Source organism: Bacillus sp. ISL-78 (genome assembly GCF_018613455.1).
Lineage (GTDB): Bacteria > Bacillota > Bacilli > Bacillales > DSM-1321 > Peribacillus > Peribacillus frigoritolerans.
The window spans coordinates 1-23,416 of the sequence record NZ_JAGGQC010000003.1 but is presented as its reverse complement, the minus strand read 5'-3'; the positions used below and the strand labels follow the sequence as shown (position 1 = coordinate 23,416).

The 23,416-nt window shown below is 40.6% G+C and carries 25 protein-coding genes and 1 pseudogene; 17 read left to right on the top strand and 9 right to left on the bottom strand.

All coding sequences use genetic code 11. The annotated features are described in order from the left end of the window. Window positions 1-23: 23 nt before the first annotated feature. The gene (locus J7I96_RS02555; protein WP_214768739.1) at window positions 24-983 is read right to left on the bottom strand and encodes an MBL fold metallo-hydrolase; all 960 of its coding nucleotides are present in this window, start codon (window positions 981-983) and stop codon (window positions 24-26) included. Window positions 984-1,166: 183 nt separating this feature from the next. Between J7I96_RS02555 and J7I96_RS02550 the strand changes: the two genes are divergently transcribed. The 4 genes from J7I96_RS02550 (at window position 1,167) to J7I96_RS02535 (ending at window position 3,861) form a co-directional block, all read left to right on the top strand. Next, complete coding sequence (locus J7I96_RS02550) at window positions 1,167-1,406, top strand: YkuJ family protein (protein ID WP_214768737.1); 240 nt, start codon at window positions 1,167-1,169, stop codon at window positions 1,404-1,406. A 115-nt stretch (window positions 1,407-1,521) separates the two neighbouring features. Then, entirely contained in the window at window positions 1,522-1,668 is a 147-nt protein-coding gene (locus J7I96_RS02545; protein WP_094246583.1) for a hypothetical protein, read from the top strand. Window positions 1,669-1,788: 120 nt separating this feature from the next. Continuing rightward, window positions 1,789-2,229, top strand: a complete 441-nt coding sequence (gene cbpB, locus J7I96_RS02540) for a cyclic-di-AMP-binding protein CbpB (RefSeq protein WP_034314084.1) — start codon at window positions 1,789-1,791, stop codon at window positions 2,227-2,229. A gap of 120 nt (window positions 2,230-2,349) precedes the next feature. Continuing rightward, on the top strand, window positions 2,350-3,861 hold the full coding sequence (locus J7I96_RS02535; protein ID WP_251029080.1) for an MDR family MFS transporter: 1,512 nt from the start codon (window positions 2,350-2,352) through the stop codon (window positions 3,859-3,861). Here J7I96_RS02535 and J7I96_RS27850 read toward each other — a convergent pair. After that, entirely contained in the window at window positions 3,818-4,300 is a 483-nt protein-coding gene (locus J7I96_RS27850) for a sulfite exporter TauE/SafE family protein (RefSeq protein ID WP_311315185.1), read from the bottom strand. The two genes, J7I96_RS02535 and J7I96_RS27850, sit on opposite strands and share 44 nt — an antisense overlap. A gap of 449 nt (window positions 4,301-4,749) precedes the next feature. Between J7I96_RS27850 and J7I96_RS02525 the strand changes: the two genes are divergently transcribed. From J7I96_RS02525 to J7I96_RS02510, 4 genes are all read left to right on the top strand, one after another. Next, entirely contained in the window at window positions 4,750-5,634 is an 885-nt protein-coding gene (locus J7I96_RS02525; protein ID WP_034314080.1) for a transcriptional regulator CcpC, read from the top strand. Between the two features lie 124 nt (window positions 5,635-5,758). After that, complete coding sequence (gene dapD / locus J7I96_RS02520) at window positions 5,759-6,469, top strand: 2,3,4,5-tetrahydropyridine-2,6-dicarboxylate N-acetyltransferase (protein WP_034314078.1); 711 nt, start codon at window positions 5,759-5,761, stop codon at window positions 6,467-6,469. A gap of 75 nt (window positions 6,470-6,544) precedes the next feature. Continuing rightward, the gene (locus tag J7I96_RS02515; protein WP_214770068.1) at window positions 6,545-7,669 is read left to right on the top strand and encodes an N-acetyldiaminopimelate deacetylase; all 1,125 of its coding nucleotides are present in this window, start codon (window positions 6,545-6,547) and stop codon (window positions 7,667-7,669) included. A 61-nt stretch (window positions 7,670-7,730) separates the two neighbouring features. Further along, window positions 7,731-8,390, top strand: a complete 660-nt coding sequence (locus J7I96_RS02510; RefSeq protein ID WP_034314073.1) for a potassium channel family protein — start codon at window positions 7,731-7,733, stop codon at window positions 8,388-8,390. A gap of 562 nt (window positions 8,391-8,952) precedes the next feature. Here J7I96_RS02510 and rnjA read toward each other — a convergent pair. Together rnjA and J7I96_RS02500 are read right to left on the bottom strand one after the other, a co-directional pair. Beyond that, window positions 8,953-10,623, bottom strand: a complete 1,671-nt coding sequence (rnjA, locus tag J7I96_RS02505) for a ribonuclease J1 (protein WP_034314071.1) — start codon at window positions 10,621-10,623, stop codon at window positions 8,953-8,955. 3 nt (window positions 10,624-10,626) lie between these two features. Then, the gene (locus tag J7I96_RS02500) at window positions 10,627-10,836 is read right to left on the bottom strand and encodes a DNA-dependent RNA polymerase subunit epsilon (RefSeq protein ID WP_034314070.1); all 210 of its coding nucleotides are present in this window, start codon (window positions 10,834-10,836) and stop codon (window positions 10,627-10,629) included. A gap of 883 nt (window positions 10,837-11,719) precedes the next feature. On the opposite strand from J7I96_RS02500, the gene J7I96_RS02495 reads away from it, so the two are divergent. Further along, window positions 11,720-12,487, top strand: coding sequence for a Cof-type HAD-IIB family hydrolase (locus J7I96_RS02495; RefSeq protein ID WP_214768734.1), 768 nt, complete (start codon window positions 11,720-11,722; stop codon window positions 12,485-12,487). 47 nt (window positions 12,488-12,534) lie between these two features. Here J7I96_RS02495 and def read toward each other — a convergent pair whose 3' ends face one another. Both def and J7I96_RS28720 read right to left on the bottom strand, forming a co-directional pair. Then, window positions 12,535-13,089 (bottom strand): peptide deformylase, encoded by a 555-nt coding sequence (gene def, locus J7I96_RS02490; RefSeq protein WP_096338302.1) that lies wholly within the window; start codon window positions 13,087-13,089, stop codon window positions 12,535-12,537. A gap of 238 nt (window positions 13,090-13,327) precedes the next feature. After that, window positions 13,328-13,483: a YjcZ family sporulation protein gene (locus tag J7I96_RS28720; protein ID WP_063576945.1), complete on the bottom strand. Its 156-nt coding sequence runs from the start codon at window positions 13,481-13,483 to the stop codon at window positions 13,328-13,330. 211 nt (window positions 13,484-13,694) lie between these two features. Here J7I96_RS28720 and J7I96_RS02480 point away from each other — a divergent pair, with 211 nt between their 5' ends. From J7I96_RS02480 to lpdA, 5 genes are all read left to right on the top strand, one after another. Beyond that, entirely contained in the window at window positions 13,695-14,357 is a 663-nt protein-coding gene (locus J7I96_RS02480; protein WP_214922920.1) for a YkyA family protein, read from the top strand. A 643-nt stretch (window positions 14,358-15,000) separates the two neighbouring features. Beyond that, window positions 15,001-16,116, top strand: coding sequence for a pyruvate dehydrogenase (acetyl-transferring) E1 component subunit alpha (pdhA, locus tag J7I96_RS02475; protein WP_214768730.1), 1,116 nt, complete (start codon window positions 15,001-15,003; stop codon window positions 16,114-16,116). Between the two features lie 3 nt (window positions 16,117-16,119). Then, window positions 16,120-17,097: an alpha-ketoacid dehydrogenase subunit beta gene (locus J7I96_RS02470; protein ID WP_034314063.1), complete on the top strand. Its 978-nt coding sequence runs from the start codon at window positions 16,120-16,122 to the stop codon at window positions 17,095-17,097. 120 nt (window positions 17,098-17,217) lie between these two features. Continuing rightward, window positions 17,218-18,576, top strand: a complete 1,359-nt coding sequence (locus J7I96_RS02465) for a dihydrolipoamide acetyltransferase family protein (protein WP_214768728.1) — start codon at window positions 17,218-17,220, stop codon at window positions 18,574-18,576. A gap of 3 nt (window positions 18,577-18,579) precedes the next feature. Next, on the top strand, window positions 18,580-19,992 hold the full coding sequence (gene lpdA, locus J7I96_RS02460; RefSeq protein WP_134783324.1) for a dihydrolipoyl dehydrogenase: 1,413 nt from the start codon (window positions 18,580-18,582) through the stop codon (window positions 19,990-19,992). Window positions 19,993-20,127: 135 nt separating this feature from the next. On the opposite strand, the pseudogene J7I96_RS02455 reads toward lpdA, so the two are convergent. Next, window positions 20,128-20,409 (bottom strand): annotated as a pseudogene (locus J7I96_RS02455) (IS5/IS1182 family transposase); the annotation flags it as partial. 463 nt (window positions 20,410-20,872) lie between these two features. Here J7I96_RS02455 and J7I96_RS02450 point away from each other — a divergent pair. Together J7I96_RS02450 and J7I96_RS02445 are read left to right on the top strand one after the other, a co-directional pair. Continuing rightward, entirely contained in the window at window positions 20,873-21,130 is a 258-nt protein-coding gene (locus J7I96_RS02450; RefSeq protein WP_306804763.1) for a hypothetical protein, read from the top strand. 43 nt (window positions 21,131-21,173) lie between these two features. Further along, window positions 21,174-22,001 (top strand): polysaccharide deacetylase family protein, encoded by an 828-nt coding sequence (locus J7I96_RS02445; protein WP_214768724.1) that lies wholly within the window; start codon window positions 21,174-21,176, stop codon window positions 21,999-22,001. A 25-nt stretch (window positions 22,002-22,026) separates the two neighbouring features. Here the strand turns inward: J7I96_RS02445 and J7I96_RS02440 are convergent, their stop codons facing one another. Beyond that, the gene (locus tag J7I96_RS02440) at window positions 22,027-22,461 is read right to left on the bottom strand and encodes a DUF1885 family protein (protein ID WP_214768722.1); all 435 of its coding nucleotides are present in this window, start codon (window positions 22,459-22,461) and stop codon (window positions 22,027-22,029) included. A gap of 534 nt (window positions 22,462-22,995) precedes the next feature. Between J7I96_RS02440 and J7I96_RS02435 the strand changes: the two genes are divergently transcribed. Continuing rightward, window positions 22,996-23,121, top strand: a complete 126-nt coding sequence (locus tag J7I96_RS02435; RefSeq protein ID WP_072272684.1) for a GapA-binding peptide SR1P — start codon at window positions 22,996-22,998, stop codon at window positions 23,119-23,121. 144 nt (window positions 23,122-23,265) lie between these two features. Here J7I96_RS02435 and J7I96_RS28715 read toward each other — a convergent pair. Continuing rightward, on the bottom strand, window positions 23,266-23,416 hold a 151-nt coding region (locus tag J7I96_RS28715), incomplete at its 5' end, for a hypothetical protein (protein ID WP_215048047.1).

Genomic DNA, 23,416 nt, shown 5'->3' with positions numbered 1-23,416 from the left:
AGGGATAAACCTCAAGGGACGTTTTACCGATCTTTCTCCTGTTTTACAAGATAGTCTATCAATCCCATGGAACAAACATTCAAGTCCATGGCAATGATTTCAAAAACTGGATGATCAGCAGTGATTCCTTTTTCGCCTAAATGAACAGCTACTTCCGTGAAAATATTTTTACTGGTTGCTGCCACTTGATCCTCGAAGCTAGCGTATTCCCTATATGCCGATTTGGCAGTCTCCACAAATTTAGGCAGCCAGTAATGAAGTTGTTTATATACTTCCTTAGGGTTTTCCGATACGCCGTAATGGCCAAAATATATACGTTCGACGCCGATGCTTTCATACAATTCCGCTGCAGCGAGCATCGAGTCGGGATTAAATTGGTTTGGCGATGTGGACGGTAAGTAAAATTCCAAACCTTCTTCATCGAGTTCACGATAATAGATGCCTACGGTGTCACCTGAAAACATCCCTTTTGAAACCGAATCGTATATACTTAAATGATGGTTCGCGTGCCCTGGCGTATCATAAAAGGTCAACGTGGAAGTATCACTTGTTTTTAGGGATTCCCTATCTTGTTTAATCAGCATTCTTTCAAAAGGTATAGGTAATATCGGATCGAAAAGCTTGTTGAATTCTTCACCATAGACTGCTTTAGCCCCAGCGATCAAACGCGTCGGATCTTCTAGATGCCTTGCGCCTTTTGGGTGGACGATCACTTTTGCATTCGGACAATGCTGTAGAAAAAGTCCAGCTCCACCTGCATGGTCCAAATGAATATGGGTAAGAATGATATATGTAATATCTTCGAGGGCGATTCCCAAATGTTCGAGCCCCTTCATTAAGTGGGGGATGGAAGGGCTGGCGGAAGTTTCGACTAAGGTGATGTCCTCATCGGCAATTACATATGTTCCTGTACGATTTCTTCTATCCAAATCAAAACCATCAATCAATGAAATTCGAAAACCAAGCTCACTAATGTTTTGCAACAGAATCTACCCCCAGAAAATTTTTCATGTACAAAATCCATTCCTTATTTTATTCTGTTAATAGTGCCATGTAAAGAATGAAGTTTTAAATTATTCTGAATTTATTTCCGCGTGGCTACTGGATAGAAAAGTATGGTATAGTGAAACCTATCGAAAAGGTTTTATTCAGAAAGGAGAGGGAGTATGTCTCAATTACAGGGCATCCTTACCAGATTGAAAAGTCTTCAAGAGCAAGCGAAGGAATCTGAATCTGCTCAACGTTTTTTTGAAATAGATGGTGTGAAAAAGTGCCAGGTTACATATTTCAGCAAAACAGAAATGTTCGAGCTTGAAGTATACAGTGATAAAGGGAAATCATCAAAATATCAATTTGATAATATTGATATGATTACCATTGAAATCATTGATCTTCTTCAATCTTAAAAAAACACAAAAAGCCGCCTTCCATTGGAAGCGGCTTTTTTATTGTGAAAAACGGTCAATTTTTATTGAATGAAGTAGTGATTTTTACGACATCTTATTAGTTGGAGGGATGTAAATGAAAAATCCGATGGTAATATGCCCGGAATGCGGTGAGGAAAGGGAAATGGAAAATGTATTAACGGCACAATCCAACCAAAATGTGATTTATCAATGCCCGGAATGCGGTTTTAAGCAGGTTAACATCAAAACTAGTAAGGGCTAAGGGTCTCTCACGAATCCCGCCAATTGGGATTTTATTGGTCTAGGAATGAGCCTTTTCTGCTTACATATGTTAAACTATAGAAAGAGCTGTATATAAAAACATATGGTAAGGGGTTTTAACATGATCGGTACTCATGATGGGGATTTATTGGAATCCAGCGTTAAAGACTTAATGATTTCTTCTGAACGCGTGGCCCACGTGCAGGTAACCAATAACTTAGAACATGCACTATTGGTATTAACAAAGAGCGGTTATACGGCCATTCCTGTGTTAGATCCGATGTATAAACTGCATGGTTTAATTAGCACACCAGTCATTCTCGATTCAATCTTGGGACTGGAACGAATTGAATTTGATAATCTTGAGCATAAAAAAGTTTCCGAAATAATGAATATAGAAATACCTCGCCTTCATATTGAAGATACATTGACCAAGGGTGTGGAATTGTTGATTGATCATCCGTTTGTCTGTGTAGAGAATGACGAACATGTATTTGAAGGCATCTTAACAAGAAGGGCAATCTTGAAAAAAGTATTTAAACAAAATACACCTGATAAATAAGCAAGGCATAAAATGACGGTTAACCTCAAGACTCGCCAGTTGGCGAGTTTTCTTGTTTTTTTACATATTTGATCCAGTTAGTGGTGAAGTCTATTAACAGGTAGGATCTATTAGGAGAGGATGCAAAAATTGGGCCATGCAATGGATAGTGCAAATGTGCAGAATAAAAAATTGAAACGGCCCTTCATATTGGCTGCCATCATGTTGGCGATGTTTATGAATGCTATTGAAGGAACGATCGTTTCGACGGCAATGCCGGCCATTGTTAGTGATTTAGGTGGTTTTTCACTATACAGCTGGGTGTTTTCAGGCTATTTGTTAATGAACGCCGTAACAGTTTTGATCTACGGAAAGCTATCGGACATACTCGGGAGAAAACCCGTCTTATTATTTGGAATCGTTGTCTTTTTAAGCGGCTCCCTTCTTTGCGGCTTTGCCAATTCAATGACGGAACTCATCATTTATCGCTTTGTACAAGGCTTTGGGGCGGGAGCTGTAGCACCTGTAGCCTCGACAATTATTGGTGATATCTATAAAAATGAAGAGAGGGCACGCGTTCAAGGGTATCTATCGAGCGTTTGGGGCATTTCTGCGGTCATGGGGCCAGCGTTGGGCGGCTTGCTCGTTGAATCCCTGACTTGGAAACTTGTCTTTTGGGTTAATATCCCTTTGGGCGTACTATCTTTTATTGGAATTTGGATATTCCTTCATGAAAATATCGAAAAGAAAAAACGTGATATCGATTACCTAGGTGCAACGCTATTGACATTGTCCATATCCACTCTCATGGTGCTGCTCGTAGAAGGAGGAGTAAAATGGTCATGGACTTCAGCTCCGGTCATATCCTTGGCATTAGTGGCCATCATCACCTTTATCCTATTCATTCTTCAGGAAAAGAAAGCACCCGAACCGATGATGCCATTTGAAATCTGGCAGGAGCGTTCCATTCTGATTGCGAACCTAGTATCCTTGACGACAGGGGTGATGATGATTGGATTATCAAGTTTCCTCCCCACATTCGTTCAGGGCGTGATGGAGCGCTCACCTACGGTAGCTGGTTTTACATTGACAGCCATGTCAATTGGCTGGCCGATCGCATCTATGGTGTCAGGCAAGTTATTGTTGAAAATAGGATTTAAATCAACCTCCCTTCTTGGAGGGTGTTCATTGATCCTTGGGAGTCTGATCCTAGTATGGATGAAGCCGGAAGCTGGGCCCATTATCGCCGCCATGGGATCCTTCTTTGTCGGTGTAGGCATGGGCTTGACTTCTACCTCATTCATTGTCGTCATTCAAAAAACTGTCAGCTGGGAACGAAGGGGTATTGCGACAGCTTCCAATATGTTCATGCGTAATTTAGGAAATACTGTAGGTGCTGCATTACTTGGAGGAATCATGAATATGAGGCTTCACGCCTATCTGAACGAGCATGCTCCGGCCGGATCGGGAGTGTCGATAGATACGGCAAATAAATTGTTGAACAGTGAAGAACGCACGTCGCTTCCTGAAAATGTGGTAAATGTTTTACAGGAAGGACTTACATTGTCTTTACAGACGATTTATCTCATTGTTCTAGTCTTCTCTGTAATCAGCTTCCTGTTACTAACGAGGCTAAGGAGGAATAAGGGATAAAAGGAAGGCATAGGAAAAGGGATGGCTCGTTAAATGGATTTTCCCTTACGCAACCCTGATGACCAATTGAATCAATTATGCGAATCGTGAACGAATGTAAAATGAATTTCAACTGTCCAGTGGAGATTTTTTGAGCCACACGCAAGGCCAGCTGTGATCCAATCAGGGAACCGAACGTGTAATAAAGGGCAATTCCCCCTGCAATGTTACCGGCCATGAAATAGGTAATGAATGCCTGTGTACAGCTAATGAAAGTTTGGAATCTAGTAAAGTCCAGTGATTGAAGGTAGGTGGCGCCATTTCTTAAAAAGGTATACATGAGCATGGTCGCCTGTCCCGGTCCGAACATTTCGTCATAGACACTGATTCCGAATAGGGATGGATAAACTTTTATTGGGAGATGCCAATCCGATTCATCTGAAGGTCGCGGTTTTTTGATGAAAAGCGATCAAAGCGGCAGTCAAAAGGCAGAAGGCTAACAAATTCATTGCCTTCTCGGAGAATGAATTAGCAAGCGGGCCGCCGCATAAGCCACCAAAAAAGGGCAAATGGGATTAACTGGAGGGTCTCCTTCAATTTTAGCTGCTTTTTCTTGAGTAAAATTTAAAAACTAGAAAAAGAAGGAAACGTATTGGGGAATTTGACTATCCTATAATCTGGTGAATGGGTAGACCTATCAAAAGTGGGACGGCATGCTCATGAGACCGCCGCTTTCTGCCAATGTGCCGACAAAGGATGCTGCAAAACTGATGGCATGCAATAAAATGATTGTCAAAGGATATTCACTCCGTTTCTTTTCTCTTGTATTATAAGAGGACTTTGTTGATAATAAAATTTAAATAAATTAAATCATCATGATAAGAATTAATTATCAAGAGGTTGGTGTGTATGTCATTTTCAGAATTTCATTTATTATCAGTGCTTGCTCAGGAAATGAATATGAGAAAAGCAGCTGAGCGGTTGTTCGTTTCCCAGCCGGCTTTATCCCAGCGTTTACAATCAATAGAAAAGGATTGGGGCTCGAAACTGTTTCTGCGTTCTCAAAAAGGGCTGTCACTGACGCCTGCAGGCGAAGCGGTAATTCGTTTGGCCAACGAGGTTATAGAAAAAGAAGAGAAGGTCAGGGAAAGTATTCAAGCCATGGACCATGAAGTATATGGCACTTTGAAAATAGCCTGTGCCTCGATTGTCGGTCAAAATTGGCTGCCGCAAGTATTGAAAAAGTTCGTCCGAAAATATCCGTATGCAAAAATTTCCTTGATCACTGGCTGGAGCAGTGAGATTTTAAAGTCTTTGTATGAAGGGCAAGTGCATATTGGCATCATAAGGGGAGCACCGGATTGGAAAGGCGTAAAACAGCATTTATTCACGGATATGCTGTATTTGGTGGATACTGAAATGAAGGAACTGAATCAAGTGTTCGAAACGGACCGTCCATTCATTCAGTTTAAAAGCGATTCGAATTATTATCAGGAAATCCAAGATTGGTGGCATCGGCAATTTCAAACGACACCAAAAAACACCATAGTCGTTGATCAAATCGAAACATGCAAACAAATGGTGTTTAATGGTATTGGATATGCGATCCTGCCAGCCATCACTTTACATGATAAAGATACGAATGTATTTAAAATCCCTCTACTGGATGGGCATAACCACTCAATCGAACGTGATACATGGCTTTGCGGCTATGAATCTGCCTTCCAGTTAAAGCAAGTCCAGGCATTCACGGAAGTGGTTAAAGAGCATATTCGCGACCAAGGAATGTTATAGGTCCGCCGACGAAAATGTCAATAGGGCAGAATAATATATATGAGTGACATTCAACTTGTCTTGCCGGCTGTTGTCTGGTAAATTTAAAACGAGTAATGATACATATTTAGGAGGTTTACCCGGAATGAATAAAATGGATGCAAACGAAATTATTTCTTTTATCTCGAATAGTAAAAAATCCACACCTGTAAAGGTATATGTCAAAGGCGATTTAGAAGGCCTGGATTTTGGTCCAGCTTCTAAAACTTTCATAACAGGAAATACAGGGGTTGTATTCGGTGAGTGGTCTGAAATCGAAGAAGCGATCAAGGCAGCAGGAACAAAAATCGAGGATTATGTAGTTGAAAATGATCGTCGTAACTCTGCCATTCCTTTATTGGACCTAAAAGGCATCAAAGCCCGTATCGAGCCGGGCGCAATAATCCGTGACCAAGTTTCCATTGGGGATAACGCAGTCATCATGATGGGTGCATCAATCAATATTGGATCTGTCATCGGTGAAGGTACAATGATCGACATGAACGCAATACTGGGCGGACGTGCAACAGTGGGCAAAAACTGTCACGTAGGTGCTGGTGCCGTTTTAGCAGGTGTCATCGAGCCGCCTTCCGCACAGCCGGTCATTTTGGAAGATGATGTATTGATCGGAGCCAATGCGGTCGTACTGGAAGGTGTCAAAATCGGAGAAGGTTCCGTTGTTGCTGCTGGTGCGGTCGTAACGAAAGACGTTCCTCCATACTCCGTGGCTGCTGGTATCCCGGCGAGGGTCATTAAACAAATTGACGAAAAAACAAAATCAAAAACAGAAATCATGCAAGAACTTCGTCAACTTTAATTTCTTTAGTGAATATTGCCTGAAGCGTGGATAACTATATCCACGCTTTCTGTATAGGGAGGGAATAATGTGAAAATAAATCCTTTTGCCAAGATCCGGCGTGATTTGCATCAAATACCGGAGATAGGGTTCAAAGAATTCAAGACGCAGCAATACCTACTGAATTACATAACGAATCTGGCCCAGGAGCGAATGGAAATAGAAACTTGGCGAACTGGGGTATTCGTGAAAGTGAAGGGGATGAACCCGCGAAAAACCATTGGCTACAGAGCTGATATAGACGGTTTGCCGATAAAAGAGGAAACCGGATTGCCGTTTGCATCCAACCACGAGGAATATATGCATGCCTGCGGTCATGATTTTCATATGAGCATAGGTTTGGGATTGTTGACATATTTCACGGAAAATCCGATCGATGATGACTTGCTGTTCATCTTCCAGCCTGCAGAAGAGGGTCCTGGCGGAGCTGAACCAATGCTTAAGTCGGAAACGATGAAAAAATGGAAGCCTGATATGATTCTTGCTTTACATATTGCTCCGGAGTATCCAGTTGGGACGATTGCCGTTAAAGAAGGGCTTCTATTTGCCAATACATCTGAGTTATTCATCGATTTGAGGGGGAAAGGAGGACATGCAGCCTATCCGCACGAAACAAATGACATGGTCATTGCGGCCTGCTCGCTTGTAGGGCAGCTTCAAACAATCGTTTCCAGGAATGTCAATCCGCTAGATTCAGCTGTCATTACAGTTGGGAAGATTACTGGAGGCACCGTTCAAAACATTATTGCGGAGACAGCGAGGTTAGAGGGCACAATACGCACTCTTAACCCCGAATCGATGGTAAAGGTCAAGTCTAGGATAAAAGCGCTTGTGGATGGTATACAAGTAGGATATGAGTGCTTGGCTGAAATCGACTATGGCGCGATGTATCACCAGGTATATAATGAAGAACGGTTGACCCGGGAATTCATGGAATTCACAGAGAAGTCAACTTCTGTTCATTTGCATCAATGTACTGAAGCAATGACTGGTGAAGATTTTGGTTATATGTTAAAGGAGATTCCAGGATTCATGTTCTGGCTGGGGGTCTCATCGGAATACGGATTGCATCACGCCAAGTTAAGCCCGGATGAAAAAGCGATTGAACTCGCGATCGATCACTTAACGGATTATATAACGTTTAAAGGAAGCGAAGCATAAAAATGATTTTCAGTGCAGTACATGCTCTAAAGAAAGAACGAATGACGTTGGAGGGCTTATTGTGAAAAAAGAATTTGCGGTGATTGGACTTGGCCGTTTTGGCGGCAGCATAGTCAAGACATTAGCTGAAGAAGGATTAGGGGTTCTGGCTATCGATGCCGACGAAGATCGAGTGAATGAATTTGCCAGAATAGCTTCACATGCCGTAGTAGGGGATACGACAGATGAAAATGTACTAAGGAATATAGGGATTAGAAATTTTGATCACGTCATTGTAGCGATTGGCGAGAATATTCAGGCTAGTATATTGACGACTCTCATGCTTAAGGAATTGGGTGTCGGAAATGTTACGGTTAAAGCGCAAAATGATTATCACGAGAAGGTTCTTCGTAAAATCGGGGCCGACTTTGTCGTGCACCCCGAGCGGGATATGGGGAGAAGGATTGCCCATAATATCGTCTCCAATAATATTCTCGATTATTTGGAGCTTTCTGATGAACACTCCATCGTCGAAATTGTTGCAAGCCAAAAGATGAATGGAAACTCGATAATTGACCTTGATATCCGTGCCCACTACGGACTGAATATAGTCGCAATCAAAAGAGGGAACGAAATTAATGTTTCCCCACAGGCGAGCGATTTAATACATAAAGGTGATATATTGATCGTCATCGGCGCGGATTCGGACATCAATCGCTTTGAAAAGAAAATTGTGGAATAAGTAAGCGTCCTGCTAAAATCGAGTAGCGCTTTTATCAATTAAAAAACAAAAAGGTTTCGGAATGGCCTCATTCCGAAACCTTTTTGTTTTTTAATTGGATCTTAAGGAGTTATAGAGAATAGCCTGCATCGACAATTTTTCAATCCCCTTTTTATTTCTGCATACTTGATAAACTCGTGTTTCCGGCACTGGCTTTCCGCAGTGTGGAATCAACAAATACATGCTTCGTATCAGCTTACTTTCGGATGTTTTCCATTAAGACGCAATAGAAAATCTATTCAAGCATCCTTGTCACCTCAAGTTTTAACAATCCTTTTTTAAAACAAAAAAGACTGTAGGCAAAAGGAGTTCTATCTACTGTTAAAACAAAGTTGATTGGAGCGGGTATTCGAGACTCCTGCGGGAGTAAAGTGTCCAGGTAGAACCCACAGGCTTCTAAGGATCCGGGGAGCTTCCCGGACAGCCGCGGAAATTGTGTGTCTGGAGTGGAATTCAAGGTTGGGGATTTACAAACCTAAACAAAAGAAGCCCAGCCAAATGATGGCTGGGCTTCTTCTATTATTTATTGCACTTCCATGATGATCGGCAGGATCATCGGACGGCGTTTCGTTTTTTCATATAGGAATGGAGATAGAGTGTCTGTAATTTCATTTTTGATTTCAGACCATTGTGTAGTTTTGCGATCCATCACCTTATTTAAATGCTTTGTGATCAAGGATTGAGCATCGCTGATAAGGTCTCCTGATTCTCTCATATAAACAAATCCGCGAGAGATGATGTCAGGACCGGATGCAATTTTGAATTCCTTCATATTGATGCTGACAACAACAACGACAAGGCCTTCCTCGGAAAGAATCCGACGATCACGGAGAACGATATTACCGATATCCCCAATGCCGCTTCCATCGATATAAACCGAACCTGAAGGGATTTTACCAGCGATTTGAGCTGTGTTCTCACTTAAGGAAAGAACTTCACCATTATCCATGATAAAGCAATTTTCTTCCGGAACGCCGCAATCGACTGCATGGCGGGCATGCAGTTTTTGCATACGGTATTCACCATGGATTGGCATGAAGAATTTTGGTTTTATCAAACGGAGCATAAGCTTTTGTTCCTGCTGTCCGCCATGTCCTGATGTATGAATGTCATTAAGAGGACCTGAAATGACGTCTGCTCCTGCACGATATAATTGATTGATCGTTCTGGAAACACTGATTGTGTTACCTGGGATGGGTGAAGATGAAAATACTACCGTATCACCAGGAATGATTTGAATTTGACGGTGAGTGCCGTTCGCTATGCGCGATAGTGCTGCCATTGGTTCACCTTGGCTGCCTGTACAAAGGATGGTTACTTTATTCGCAGGCATACGATTCAATTGCTGTACATCAATAAATGTATCTTTAGGCGCAACGATATAACCAAGATCTTGTCCGATTGATATGGCTGAATCCATGCTTCGGCCAAAAACGGCTATTTTACGGCCGTTAGCCACGGCTGCTTCCACAACTTGCTGTAGGCGATGGATGTTCGATGCAAACGTTGCAAAAATAATCCGGCCGTCAACCTTGCGGAAAATGTCTTGAATGGTATCACCGACACGGCTTTCGGACATAGTAAAGTTCTGCACTTCACTATTTGTGCTATCCGAGAGTAAGCACAAAACACCTTCTTTACCGATTTCAGCCATCTTGGTCAGGTTTGCAGGCTCACCCACTGGGGTGAAGTCGAATTTAAAATCACCAGTATGGACAATTTGTCCAGGTGGGGTTTTTACGACGATTCCATATGAGTCAGGGATACTGTGAGTTGTACGGAAGAAGGAGACGGACGTTTTCCGGAACTTGATCACTTCATCTTCACTGATTTCAATCATGGTTGTCTGACGTAAAAGGCCGTGTTCTTCCAACTTATTACGAAGCAGTCCAAGTGCAAGCTTCCCGCCGTATACAGGGACATTCACTTTTCTAAGTAAATAAGGAATCCCACCAATGTGGTCTTCATGACCATGGGTAATGAAGACACCTTTGATTTTATCTACATTTTTCTCTAAATAGCTGTAATCTGGAATCACATAGTCAATACCGAGGAGTTCATCTTCAGGAAATTTAATTCCAGCATCAATGATGATGATTTCATCTTGAAACTGTACAGCATATGTGTTCTTACCGATTTCGCCTAAACCGCCCAGGGCGAATACAGCTGTTTGATCGTTTTTTACGAATTTCATAAATTATAGCTCCAATACTTTGTAATCTTCATTTTGTTTTTCATATTCTAAATATGCTCCGGTTACGGGTAGTACGATTTCTACGTTATAAGGTTCTTTTTTTAATTTTAAACGAACGTCACGAACGGATTCACCTTCGACAAACATTGTTTTAGTATTCTCCCTGATGGGAACCTCTGATATGGTTACTTGATAGTATACCTTAAAAACCATTTTAATCTCTCCTCACTTGTTTGCATTGCTTTTTTCATTATATATAAAAACAACAATTTTTTCATGTTTTTCAACATCATGTAAAAATAAACCCAGCTCCGCCATAAAAACGGAAGGGGTTTGATGAATTAAATATACCAATGTCTAAAAGTATATAAAAAAATAGATGGCCGAATCTGGTATCAATCCAATTGTAGCTTCCTCTATCTTATATCCTATCCGTTTTTGCCATGTGTAAAACTTAAATCATGGGATCTTTTTTCGTAAACGATTTCTTTCTAAGTTAATACAGTACCACTGTGTACAGCTTTTCAGAAAACACAGCAACTCATATATTGATTGAAATATGTATTCACCTGACCAAATAAAAGCCAAGATAGAAAGAATGCCTAACAAGAACTTTACAACAAGGAAGAAGCCCTCCGCAAGTTTTTGAAGGGCTGTCCGAAAAAAATTCGCATATGGATGACGGCCAAGGCAGTAATGAATGGCAAATCATGCGATAGATTTTTTTCTTAAAAGATCATTCCACTGTTTAGCAAGCTTTTTACGAAGCTTTTTTAACATGGCGATCACGCTCCCTTAGTTATTATTGTATAGGATTATTCAATAATGTAAATACGTCTTTACAGGTACATGGCCCATTTTTGAAAAAAAAGGCTCTTTCAAACAAGCAACTGGGATATAAGAGGCCGAAGAGTGGGAGAAGTGTAATCTGGAAAGCCTGAGTTGGTTTCTATTAAGGATAGTATATGCCCATTCCTGAATAAAAAACGTAACTTTGAGTTGGATCCGGTAGAGTTACTTGACTTATCTTGATGACAATTATTAAATGGGTACATATTAAAAAGGAAAAAATGAATGAATTGGAAGTGAATCGTAAGTGAAAATCGTATTCTTTGATATTGACGGAACATTGCTTGATCATGAAAAAAAGTTACCTGTTTCAACAAAAGAAGCCATTAAGCAACTGCAGGATAGCGGGGTCTTTGTAGCGATTGCCACAGGAAGGGCTCCGTTCATGTTCGAGTCTTTAAGGGAAGAGCTTGGCATCGATACATTCGTAAGTTTCAATGGACAATACGTTGTTTTTGAAGGGAAAGTCGTTTATAAAAACCCTTTAAGCATACCTGAGATAAAACGCCTTCACGAACATGCTGAAAAAAATGAAATACCGATCGTTTTCATGAATGAGGAGACCATGAAATCGAGTGTTCCACATCATAGCAGAATTGAAGAAGCATTAAGCAGCCTTAAGTTTCCCCACCCTGAACATGTAGCGGATTTTTATGTGGATCATGATATATACCAGGCCTTATTATTCTGCTCGGAAGATGAAGAAGGGAACTTTGTTGGGAAATATGATGATTTTCACTTCATTAGATGGCATGAGTATTCGACGGATGTACTTCCATTCGGGGGTTCAAAGGCTGAAGGCATTAAAATATTAATGGAAAAAGTCGGGTTTGCTCTTGAGGATGTTTACGCCTTTGGAGATGGCTTAAACGATATAGAGATGTTAAAAGTAGCGGGATATGGCGTGGCTATGGGGAATGCCGGTCAGCTTGTGAAGCAAGAGGCCGACTTTGTAACGAAGGATGTCGATGATGATGGCATACTTTTTGGTTTGAAGGAACTTGAACTGATATAAAAAATAAAGCCCCCGTCAACCAACAGACGGGGGTATTGCTTATTACGTTACCTTTCCACCGCAATTGAATTTTCCGGAATGGCATAGGGGTCTTCCGGATTGATATGATCATAAAACATGATACCATTAAGGTGGTCGATTTCATGTTGAAAGCAAATGGCTGCGATGCCTTTCAGGCGGAGTTGAACCGGTTTTCCTTCCAGGTCCGTACCCGCAACCGTTATTCTGGCATAACGTGGCACATAGCCGGAAACGGGACGATTTACGGAAAGACAGCCTTCTCCGGATGTCAAGTATGCTTTTTCGACTGAATGGCTAACGAGTTTAGGGTTGAAAAGTGCATAGCTATAAAGTTGATCATCCTTTTCTTTTAAGTGAACCGCAATCATCCTTTTTGAAACATTAACCTGTGGTGCGGCCAAGCCAATTCCTGCCCTTAACCCGTATAGAGCGGCAATATCAGGTTTCTGGCTGTTTTGGACATATTCCATCAAGCTGGCTAAAAGTTGCTTATCTTCATTTGATGCCGGAAGCGGAACCTCTACCGCGACTTGCCTTAAGATTGGGTCGTCTTCATTAACAAAATCATCCATGGTAAGCATAATCTTTCACCCCATAAAAATTCTTATAGTATGTATAGGGTTATTTTAACAAAAAAAAGGCTGAAAGTTAATGAATGGTTTAATGAAAGAAAAATGGAGGGGATGGAGTCAAGTCGATGATTTCCTATCCCTGCCATTATTTTAATTGCATGTTGGTCTATTTAAAAAATATTATCATTTTTTGTGAATCAGGGTAAATCGTTAACATTTTCGGGTAAAGGTAATAGTAATTACCTGGTTAGCATAAGCACGCGCCGACGATGATTAACAGAATGAACAGGACAATGATCAGGGCAAAGCCGCTTCCAAAGCCGCAGCCTCCACCATCGCCATATCCATAGCTAGGTGCAGCGGAAACCGGATAACAACATTCTTGGTTGAAACCTCCATACATAATTTCATACCTCCGTTTTTGTATTTATTAAAATGCTGACCATTTTCATTTGAAACGGTCCCTACAGCCTATGCAGTATGGTTTAAAGGGTGTAGGCTAGCGCCCAGTAATGAAAAAAACCTGTTCGGAATATGATTGAAACAAATTGTCTGCGGCTTAAGAATGTATTGAGGAACATGAATCTTCGAAGAACTATCAGAAGGAGTTGGCTATGTTGAAACGTTTTGGTCCATTTGTTATCTTACTTCTTTCTTTAGTGATCTTGACTGGTTGTTTTAATGGTTCACCGGAAGAAAGAATCCACAAAATCCTGGAGAAAACTGCAGAAAAGGAAAGTGGTTTCACCGAGAATCAAGAGCCGCTTAATGATTTGGAGAAAAAGGAAAAAGAAAAATATGAGAAAATCATTAAACTTGGATTGGATGATTATGAACAGATCGTCGAGCTTTCAGATGAAGCAACCAAGAATATCGACGAAAGGGAAAAAATAATTGAAAAGGAACAAAGCCGTATGCAATCCTCAAAAGAACAATTCAATCAAATAGATGAACAAATCGGGAAAATAGAGGATGAAAAGATAAAAAAAGAAGCGACTGAAATGAAAAAGATCATGAGTGAGCGCTATAGCACTTATGATGATTTATATGATGCCTATCAACAAAGTCTCGCTTATGATCGTGAATTATATGATCTTTTCAAAAAAGAGGATTTGAAAATGGATGAATTACAAGTGCAAATCGAGAAAATAAATACCTCTTATTCAAAAGTTTTGAAAGCGAATGAGGAATTTAATGCATTAACGGAAAAATCAAATCAAAAAAAAGAAAGTTTTTATAATAGTTCCGGCATAGAAATGGCGGATTCAACAAAATAATATAAATAATGATGGGCTGTGATCCTCACTCACAGCCCATATTTTTTTAATCCAGTTCATTTTTGAGCTGGGAAATTTTAGAATGGTCATTTTTTTGGCAACCAGCCTGATGTGAAATTTTCATACCTGTACTAAAAAAAAACGATAATTAAAAATCTAACAGCAGACTTAGATGAAAGCGTTTGATTATTTTTTCGGAATATTATCTTAAAGGCTCAAATGCCTTTAGTTAAAGCGGTTTTGGAATCGATGGGATATGCTGGGGAATTGAAATGTTATCCTTCGCCACCTTTAAATTGATAAATACGGGAAATTTAATAGTACAGTTGTAAATTGAAAACTAATACAGAGAAGAAGTATGAGTATTGGAAATTCTATTAATCAAAAATTATAAGGAACTCCAAGTGATTGACTTGATAATAATTCATCTTGTAAACTTAATTTATAAAAATTCTTGTATCATTTTCCTTGATTTTTTTTATGGTACAGAATAAGATTGAGACATATTAAGCATATCCACGTTTGAGGATTGGTCTTAAGGGAAAAATAAAAGAATGTATTGTTGCAGAAACTAAAAAGCAAACTATTTTTGCTTTATAGAATAATAATAGCAAACCTTTTTAATGAAAGGATGAGGTGCCAAATGGCTCAAAAAACTAAACAAGCTAAAATTAATGTTCAGGATCAGCTTAAGAAAGTAGAAGAACAATTTGAAACTTTTCAAATTTTAAATGAAGAGGGAGAAGTCGTGAATGAAGCGGCTATGCCTGAATTAAGTGATGAACAATTGCAAGAATTAATGCGCCGTATGGTTTATACACGCATCTTGGACCAACGTTCCATATCACTGAACCGTCAAGGAAGATTAGGTTTCTATGCACCGACTGCCGGTCAAGAAGCTTCTCAAATCGCTTCCCAGTATGCTCTGGAAAAGGAAGATTTCATTTTACCTGGTTATCGTGATGTTCCGCAAATCGTTTGGCATGGCCTGCCGCTTTGGCAAGCATTCTTATTCTCCCGGGGTCATTTTAAGGGAAATCAAATCCCTGAAGACGTCAATGTAATTTCTCCTCAAATCATTATCGGCGCTCAATATATCCAAGCTGCCGGAGTGGCTCTTGGGTTGAAGAAACGCGGTAAAAAAGCTGTTGCCATTACATATACGGGTGACGGTGGAACTTCACAAGGTGACTTCTATGAGGGGATTAACTTTGCAGGTGCATTTAAAGCGCCAGCTATCTTCATCGTGCAAAATAACCGTTTCGCAATCTCTACGCCAGTTGATTTGCAGTCAGCATCGAAAACATTGGCTCAAAAGGGTGTGGCTGCAGGTATTCCTGGAATCCAGGTTGATGGTATGGATGCGTTGGCCGTTTATACAGCCGTTAAAGAAGCGCGTGAACGTGCGATCAATGGTGAAGGCCCTACATTGATTGAAACATTAACTTACCGTTATGGACCACATACGATGGCTGGGGATGACCCGACACGTTACCGTACTTCCGAAATGGATAACGAGTGGGAACTGAAAGATCCATTGGTTCGTTTCCGCAAGTTCTTGGAAAGCAAAAAACTTTGGAATGAAGAATTAGAAAACGAAACGATAGAGAAAGCCAAAGACGATATTAAAGAAGCAATCAAATTGGCTGATGCAGAACCTAAACAAAAGGTTACAGACCTAATTGAAATCATGTATGAAGAAATGCCTTATAACTTAAAAGAACAATATGAAATTTATAAAGAGAAGGAGTCGAAGTAAGCCATGGCTCAATTGACGATGATTCAAGCAATTACAGAAGCATTACGTACAGAACTTAAAAATGACGAGAATGTACTCGTTTTTGGAGAAGATGTAGGTCTTAATGGAGGGGTTTTCCGTGCAACGGAAAATCTTCAAAAAGAATTCGGTGAAGATCGTGTATTCGATACACCTCTTGCTGAATCTGGAATCGGTGGATTGGCGGTCGGTCTTTCTTTACAAGGTTTCCGTCCTGTTCCTGAAATTCAATTCTTTGGGTTTGTATATGAAGTAATGGATTCCGTAAGCGGTCAGCTTGCTCGTATGCGCTACCGTTCAGGCGGACGTTACAGTGCACCGGTTACAATTCGCTCACCTTTTGGGGGCGGAGTGCATACTCCGGAAATGCATGCTGATAGCTTAGAAGGCTTAATGGCTCAGCAACCAGGGTTAAAGGTAGTTATCCCTTCCACTCCTTACGATGCAAAGGGCTTATTGATTTCAGCAATTCGTGATAATGACCCTGTCATTTTCCTTGAGCACATGAAATTGTACCGTTCTTTCCGTCAGGAAGTTCCTGAAGAAGAATATACAATTCCATTAGGAAAAGCGGATGTGAAAAGAGAAGGAACGGATTTATCCATTATTACTTATGGTGCGATGGTGCAGGAATCCATCAAGGCAGCTGAGGAATTGGCTAAGGATGGTCATTCCGTCGAAGTGGTCGACTTGCGGACTGTATCACCATTGGATATCGATACAATCATTGCTTCTGTAGAAAAAACAGGACGCGCTATCGTTGTTCAAGAAGCACAAAAGCAAGCTGGTATAGCAGCGAATGTCGTAGCGGAAATTAACGAACGTGCCATTTTGAGCTTGGATGCTCCAGTACTGCGCGTAGCGGCAGCTGATACGGTATTCCCGTTTTCACAAGCTGAAACAGTATGGCTCCCTAATTATAAAGACATTATTGAAACGGCGACTAAAGTCTTGAAGTTTTAACAATCTTAAGTAATGGAATGAATGTCCTGCTTGGGAAAGTGATTTTGCATTAACGGTAATGCAAGATAAAGGACTTTATTCAAAGCACTAAGTATGATTTAATATAGGAGGTTGAACTCAGTGGCATTCCAATTTAGACTCCCTGATATCGGAGAAGGTATACACGAAGGTGAAATAGTGAAATGGTTTGTAAAACCAGGAGATAAGATACAAGAAGATGACGTGCTTTGCGAGGTTCAAAACGATAAGGCCGTTGTTGAAATCCCATCACCGGTGGAAGGTACCGTTGAAGAAATCCTTGTTCAAGAAGGAACGGTTGCCGTTGTTGGCGATGTACTTGTAACATTCGATGCTCCAGGTTATGAAAATCTTCAGTTTAAAGGGGATCATGGAGAAGAAGCGAAGGCAGAAGGCGAGAAGAATACGGAGGCCCAGGTTCAAGCAACTGCTGAAGCTGGACAGGAAGTCAAGAAAGAGGCTGCTCCGGTTCAAGAAAATAGCGGAGTAACGGGCGCGGGAGCACAACCACAGGTTGAGGCAGATCCTTCACGTCGTATTATCGCCATGCCTTCTGTCAGGAAATATGCACGCGAACAAGGGGTAAATATTCGTGAGATCACTGGTTCTGGGGATAACGGCCGCGTCATGAAGGAAGACATTGATGCTTTCAAAAACGGCAAAACCGCTCCACAGCAACCGGCAGCTCAAAGTGAAGCTTCACAACAAAATGATACGGAAACAACCGAAAAACAAAAAGTTTCAATTCCAGAAGGGCAATATCCTGAAACTCGTGAGAAAATGAGCGGTATGAGAAAAGCGATCGCAAAAGCAATGGTTAAGTCCAAGCAGACAGCTCCGCATGTAACATTAATGGATGAAGTCGATGTGACGCTATTGGTTGCTCACCGTAAGAAATTCAAGGAAATTGCTGCACAAAAAGGAATCAAGCTTACATTCCTACCTTATGTTGTTAAAGCGTTAACAAGTGCATTGCGTGAATTCCCTATGCTTAACACATCATTTGATGATGAAGCTAGTGAGATTATCCATAAACACTATTACAATATCGGAATTGCTGCAGACACAGACAAAGGACTGCTCGTTCCAGTTGTAAAAGATGCAGATCGTAAATCAACTTTTGCTATTTCACAAGAAATTAACGAATTAGCGACGAAAGCCCGTGACGGCAAATTGGCTCCTAACGAAATGAAAGGTGCTTCTTGCTCCATTACGAATATCGGTTCCGCAGGCGGTCAATGGTTCACACCTGTTATCAATCATCCAGAAGTTGCCATTCTAGGGATTGGACGCATTGCCGAAAAAGCAATTGTACGCGACGGGGAAATTATCGCCGCTCCAGTTCTGGCATTATCACTGAGCTTTGATCACCGCATGATTGATGGAGCAACTGCTCAACATGCATTGAATCATATCAAAAAGTTATTGAACGACCCAGAATTATTGTTAATGGAGGCGTAAACAATGGTAGTAGGAGATTTTCCAATCGAAACAGATACTTTAGTAATCGGTTCAGGCCCAGGGGGATATGTTGCCGCAATTCGCGCAGCACAGCTTGGACAGAAAGTAACGGTCGTTGAAAAAGGAACAATCGGCGGAGTTTGTTTGAATGTAGGCTGTATCCCATCGAAAGCTTTGATTTCGGCTGGACACCGTTTCCATGAAGCTCAGCATTCAGAAGATATGGGTATCTTTGCAGAAAAAGTTACTGTTGATTTTTCTAAAGTACAAGCTTGGAAAGGTTCTGTTGTAAAAAAATTAACAGGCGGTGTAAGTAGCCTGTTAAAAGGCAATAATGTTGATGTTGTAACTGGCGAAGCTTATTTCGTTGATGAAAACAGCATCCGTGTTATGAATGATGACTCAGCCCAAACATATACTTTTAAAAACGCAATCATCGCTACTGGTTCATCGCCAATCGAGATTCCGTCATTTAAATATACGAAACGTGTACTTAATTCAACTGGCGCTCTTGCTTTGGAAGAAGTTCCAAGTTCGATCGTGGTAATCGGCGGAGGTTACATCGGAACTGAGCTTGGCGGAGCATTCGCTAGCTTTGGCACTAAAGTGACGATCCTTGAAGGTACCGAAGAAATCCTTTCTGCAGGCTTTGAAAAACAAATGGCAGCACTTGTTAAGCGTAACCTTAAAAACAAAGGTGCTGAAATTGTTACTAAAGCAAATGCTAAAGGCGTGGAAGAAACTGATACAGGTGTAACCGTTACTTATGAAGTAAAAGGCGAAGAGAAAAAGGTTGAAGCCGATTACGTTTTAGTAACAGTTGGACGTCGTCCAAACACTGCTGAAATCGGCCTGGAACAAGTCGGAATCAAAATGACTGACCGTGGTTTGATCGAAACGGATAAACAATGCCGTACTAGCGTGAAAAACATCTACGCAATCGGTGATATCGTTTCTGGACCTCAGTTAGCTCATAAAGCTTCTTATGAAGGTAAAATTGCAGCTGAAGCCATTGCTGGGCATTCATCTGAAATCGACTATCTTGCTATTCCGGCTGTTGTATTCTCTGAACCGGAACTTGCTTCTGTCGGTTATAATGAAAAAGAAGCGAAGGAAGCTGGAATCGAAGCGCTTGCTTCTAAATTCCCATTCGCTGCAAATGGACGTGCTCTTTCATTAAATAATACGGACGGATTTGTGAAGCTTATCACTCGCAAAGAAGACGGATTGGTTATTGGAGCACAAATTGCAGGACCAAACGCTTCTGATATGATTGCAGAACTAGGTTTGGCTATCGAAGCAGGAATGACTGCCGAAGATATTGCGATGACAATCCATGCACATCCAACTTTAGGGGAAATCACAATGGAAGCAGCTGAAGTTGCCCTTGGAACTCCTATCCACATCATCAAGTAATTGAGTTATTTAAAAGCGTACTGCTAATGCAGTACGCTTTAAGTTTATAGACAAAAGGGGTTCGGAATTAAAAAATTCCGAACCCCTTTTGAAATCCCCTCTGAATTTCGCCTAAAGTTAAGAGAGCCCGCTATGTTAGGCCATTTTTGGAACTCGCCATGTCCAACTGGCCATCTTCTTTAAATTAATGGCAGCGAAAGTAAGGACCGCATGCATCGACAATTTTTTTAGTCCCCTTAAAATCGTTTCTTTACGCTTCGCATATATAGGTTTTACATCTTGATGATGACGCATATGATCTGCTACTTCCACATGTGTTTGCCAGATATGCACACCGAGAAAAAAAATGAGCATGTTGGACAGAGGTGTTTTGGGGGATTTATACTCGCTATGGCCCTCTTTATTTAATGTTGAGTACTAGTGTTCAATCTAAAAGGTAAGACAAAGTTGATTGGAGCGGAAGGTACGAGACTCCTAAAAGCGTGGCAGGGGAGACCCCGCAGGAGTGCCGAGGAGGCTCCCGCCTGCGGAAAGCGAGTGGCCTACGTTCCAATCAACGTCCAAATTGTACAAGCATAAAAATAGACAAACTCGATTTCCATCGAGAATGTCTACAGTCTGAAGAGTACTGCTAAATGCAGTACGCTTTTTTTTGGCGGGATTTAAAAAAATGAAGGATGACTCCCCATTCATGATTTTCTTCTCACTAGTTAAATGAAATGGACAAAATGGGCATAAGCTATAAAAAGGACTTCTTACTTTTTTCCTTTAAAGGGTTTGAAAAAGTCCATAGGGGATAAAAAATAAGATGAGCGATTTGTTAAAGGAATATTTTTTGCCAATAAAAAGATAATGGCTGATATATACATATTAAAATGGGGTGGATCACTTGAAAAATTATCTGGTAATCCTCTTTCAACTAATCGTTTGGAGTGGGTATACATTAGTTGAATGGCTGTCTGTTAACGATCGATTCGTTTTCAAAGTATTCATGTTTCTGGTCTTTTCTTATCTAGCCATTTACATTGGTAAAATGATTTTAAAATCCAATAGACGAACCATGCTTGTTACTGTCATAAGTCTATTATGTTACGGGATTTTACAAATCCTTTTGGAAACGCTGGTACCCGTATATTGAATTTTTCGTAAGCTTAGATGACATATGAAACCACGGAGGAATCATGTTTAAAAAAGTAGTGGCATTATTTACATTAGTATCATTTTTATTGATGGCTTGTAATGACCCGAGTTCCGGCCAAACTGAAAATGAGAATGAAAAAAGTGTGGAAACGACGACAACGGTCCAAGATGAAAGTCAGCAAGAGAAAGATTTGGAAAAAGAAAAGTCACAAACGATTGGCGAAGGGTATGTGAAGGCAGAATATCGGGTGGATAAAGAGAATTGGTCATTTAAACCGATTGGGGATGCAAATCCGAAAGTTGTGTTGTTGACATTTGATGATGCACCTGATAAATATTCCCTGGCAATCGCCCAAACCCTGAAGCGACTTGAAGTACCTGCGATATTTTTCGTGAACGGTCACTTCCTTGAAAATGATGAAAATAAAGCGATGCTGAAAGAAATTCATGAAATGGGTTTTTCCATAGGAAATCATACGTATTCCCATGTGAATTTAAAAGAGTTGAACGAAAAGGAACAAGAGCGGGAAATCGTAAAATTGAACAATTTGGTTGAGGGAATAATAGGGGAACGCCCTAAATACTTCAGGGCGCCATTTGGTTCGAATACCGAGCAATCAAAAAAAGTCGCTGAGAAGGAAAAAATGTTGGTCATGAATTGGGCTTACGGATATGACTGGGAAAAAGAGTATCAGGATAAAAAAGCTTTAACGGAAATCATGTTGAACAGCCCTTATTTGGGAAATGGGGCGAACTTATTGATGCATGACCGGAAATGGACGAGTGAAGCGATAGAGGATATCGTGAAAGGTTTTCAAAAGAAAGGCTATGAGTTCCTTGATCCAAAATTAATTGAAACGCCTGCATGAGCCAATTTCGGCATTTGCAGGTTTTTTATTTCCTTGGGTAATAGTACATCACCCGTTTATTGAAGAGATGCAGCTGCGCCCGTAATTTCTTTGCAAGGAATTTGCACAATTCATTAGCTTTTCCCTTATCACCGAAAGTTGCTGTATCAGGGAGGGTGAATTGGATATAGGATTGGATGCGATCTGATCCATTTTCATCCTTTACGACTTCCTGGTCAACTCCTATCAATATCATGTGATATCGATCTTCTTTGGCTTGGAGATATATGGCCTTATCCTTCATTCTTTCCGGTTCTTTCATTTCATAAGGAAATGCTTTCTTATCATAGTCCCAATCCAGTTGCTTTCCGGTTTTCGCTGTAATCATTTGATAATAGTTCAGCAATTCTTTCACGTCTTCGATGGTTACAGTTCCTTTCACGGACTCAGGAACGAGTTTGATATAGGCATTTTCAGTCATGTGGATCCCCCTTCAATCGATAAGATGTAAGAATATTTTAACATTTTATGGATGTATTATATACCTATCTATATGTAAATGAAAAGGCGAAATTCCTTTTTCACCTTGCCATGCCAAAGCAAGGAGTGTGATGCATTGAGTCCAGGGTCCTTCGTTTATAAATAAATTCCGGTGTTTTAAAAAAAGGCTGTTTTCGCATACTTTGTTGCTATTTACCAAGTAGTGGGGTGTGGTTGATTTCCCCTCCAGATGCTCGCTTTCCTTGGTGCGGGCGGTGAGCCTCCTCGGCGTAAACGCCTGAGGGGTCTCACCTGTCCCGCTGCNNAACAATCTTTATGAAAAGAGCCTAAAAAAAAGAATCAGTCTAACGACCGATTGGCATCCATTTCTTTCAACATGATCGTTCATTAAGTGGGAAAAAGTATATATGTTATACTTTTTAGCTTGAAATAATAAATGTGTTATATTATAATTCATTTAAAGCGGTTACATTACGTCAATAATGCATACAATATAGGGGAAGGGGTTGTAAAAATGGGAACTATCGTATGTCAAACTTGCAATAGCACGATTGAACATTTTGAAGATGAGAAAGTAAGTGTACTATACACACACAATCACAACTGCCAAAGCTGTGATACAGCTGCCTCTGAAAAATAAATGGAAAAAAGATTTCAAGATTAATAGAATGTAAGGGTGTTTCAGGGTTATAACCTGAAGCACCCTTTTTATAGAAGCCAGTGCTTAATAATAAAAGGTTCAAAAAAACCAGAGCAGTACTCTGCTCTGGTTTGATGGGATCAATCAATTTTTTATGATGCGTAAATGTTTTATTTCCGGGTCCTCAGGGCCTTGAACCGGAAGTCCGGCCTCGATGTTTTTCCGGATGTAATTGATATTATCTTCAGTAATCAATTCTCCTGGAATGAAGATCGGGATTCCAGGAGGGTAAACC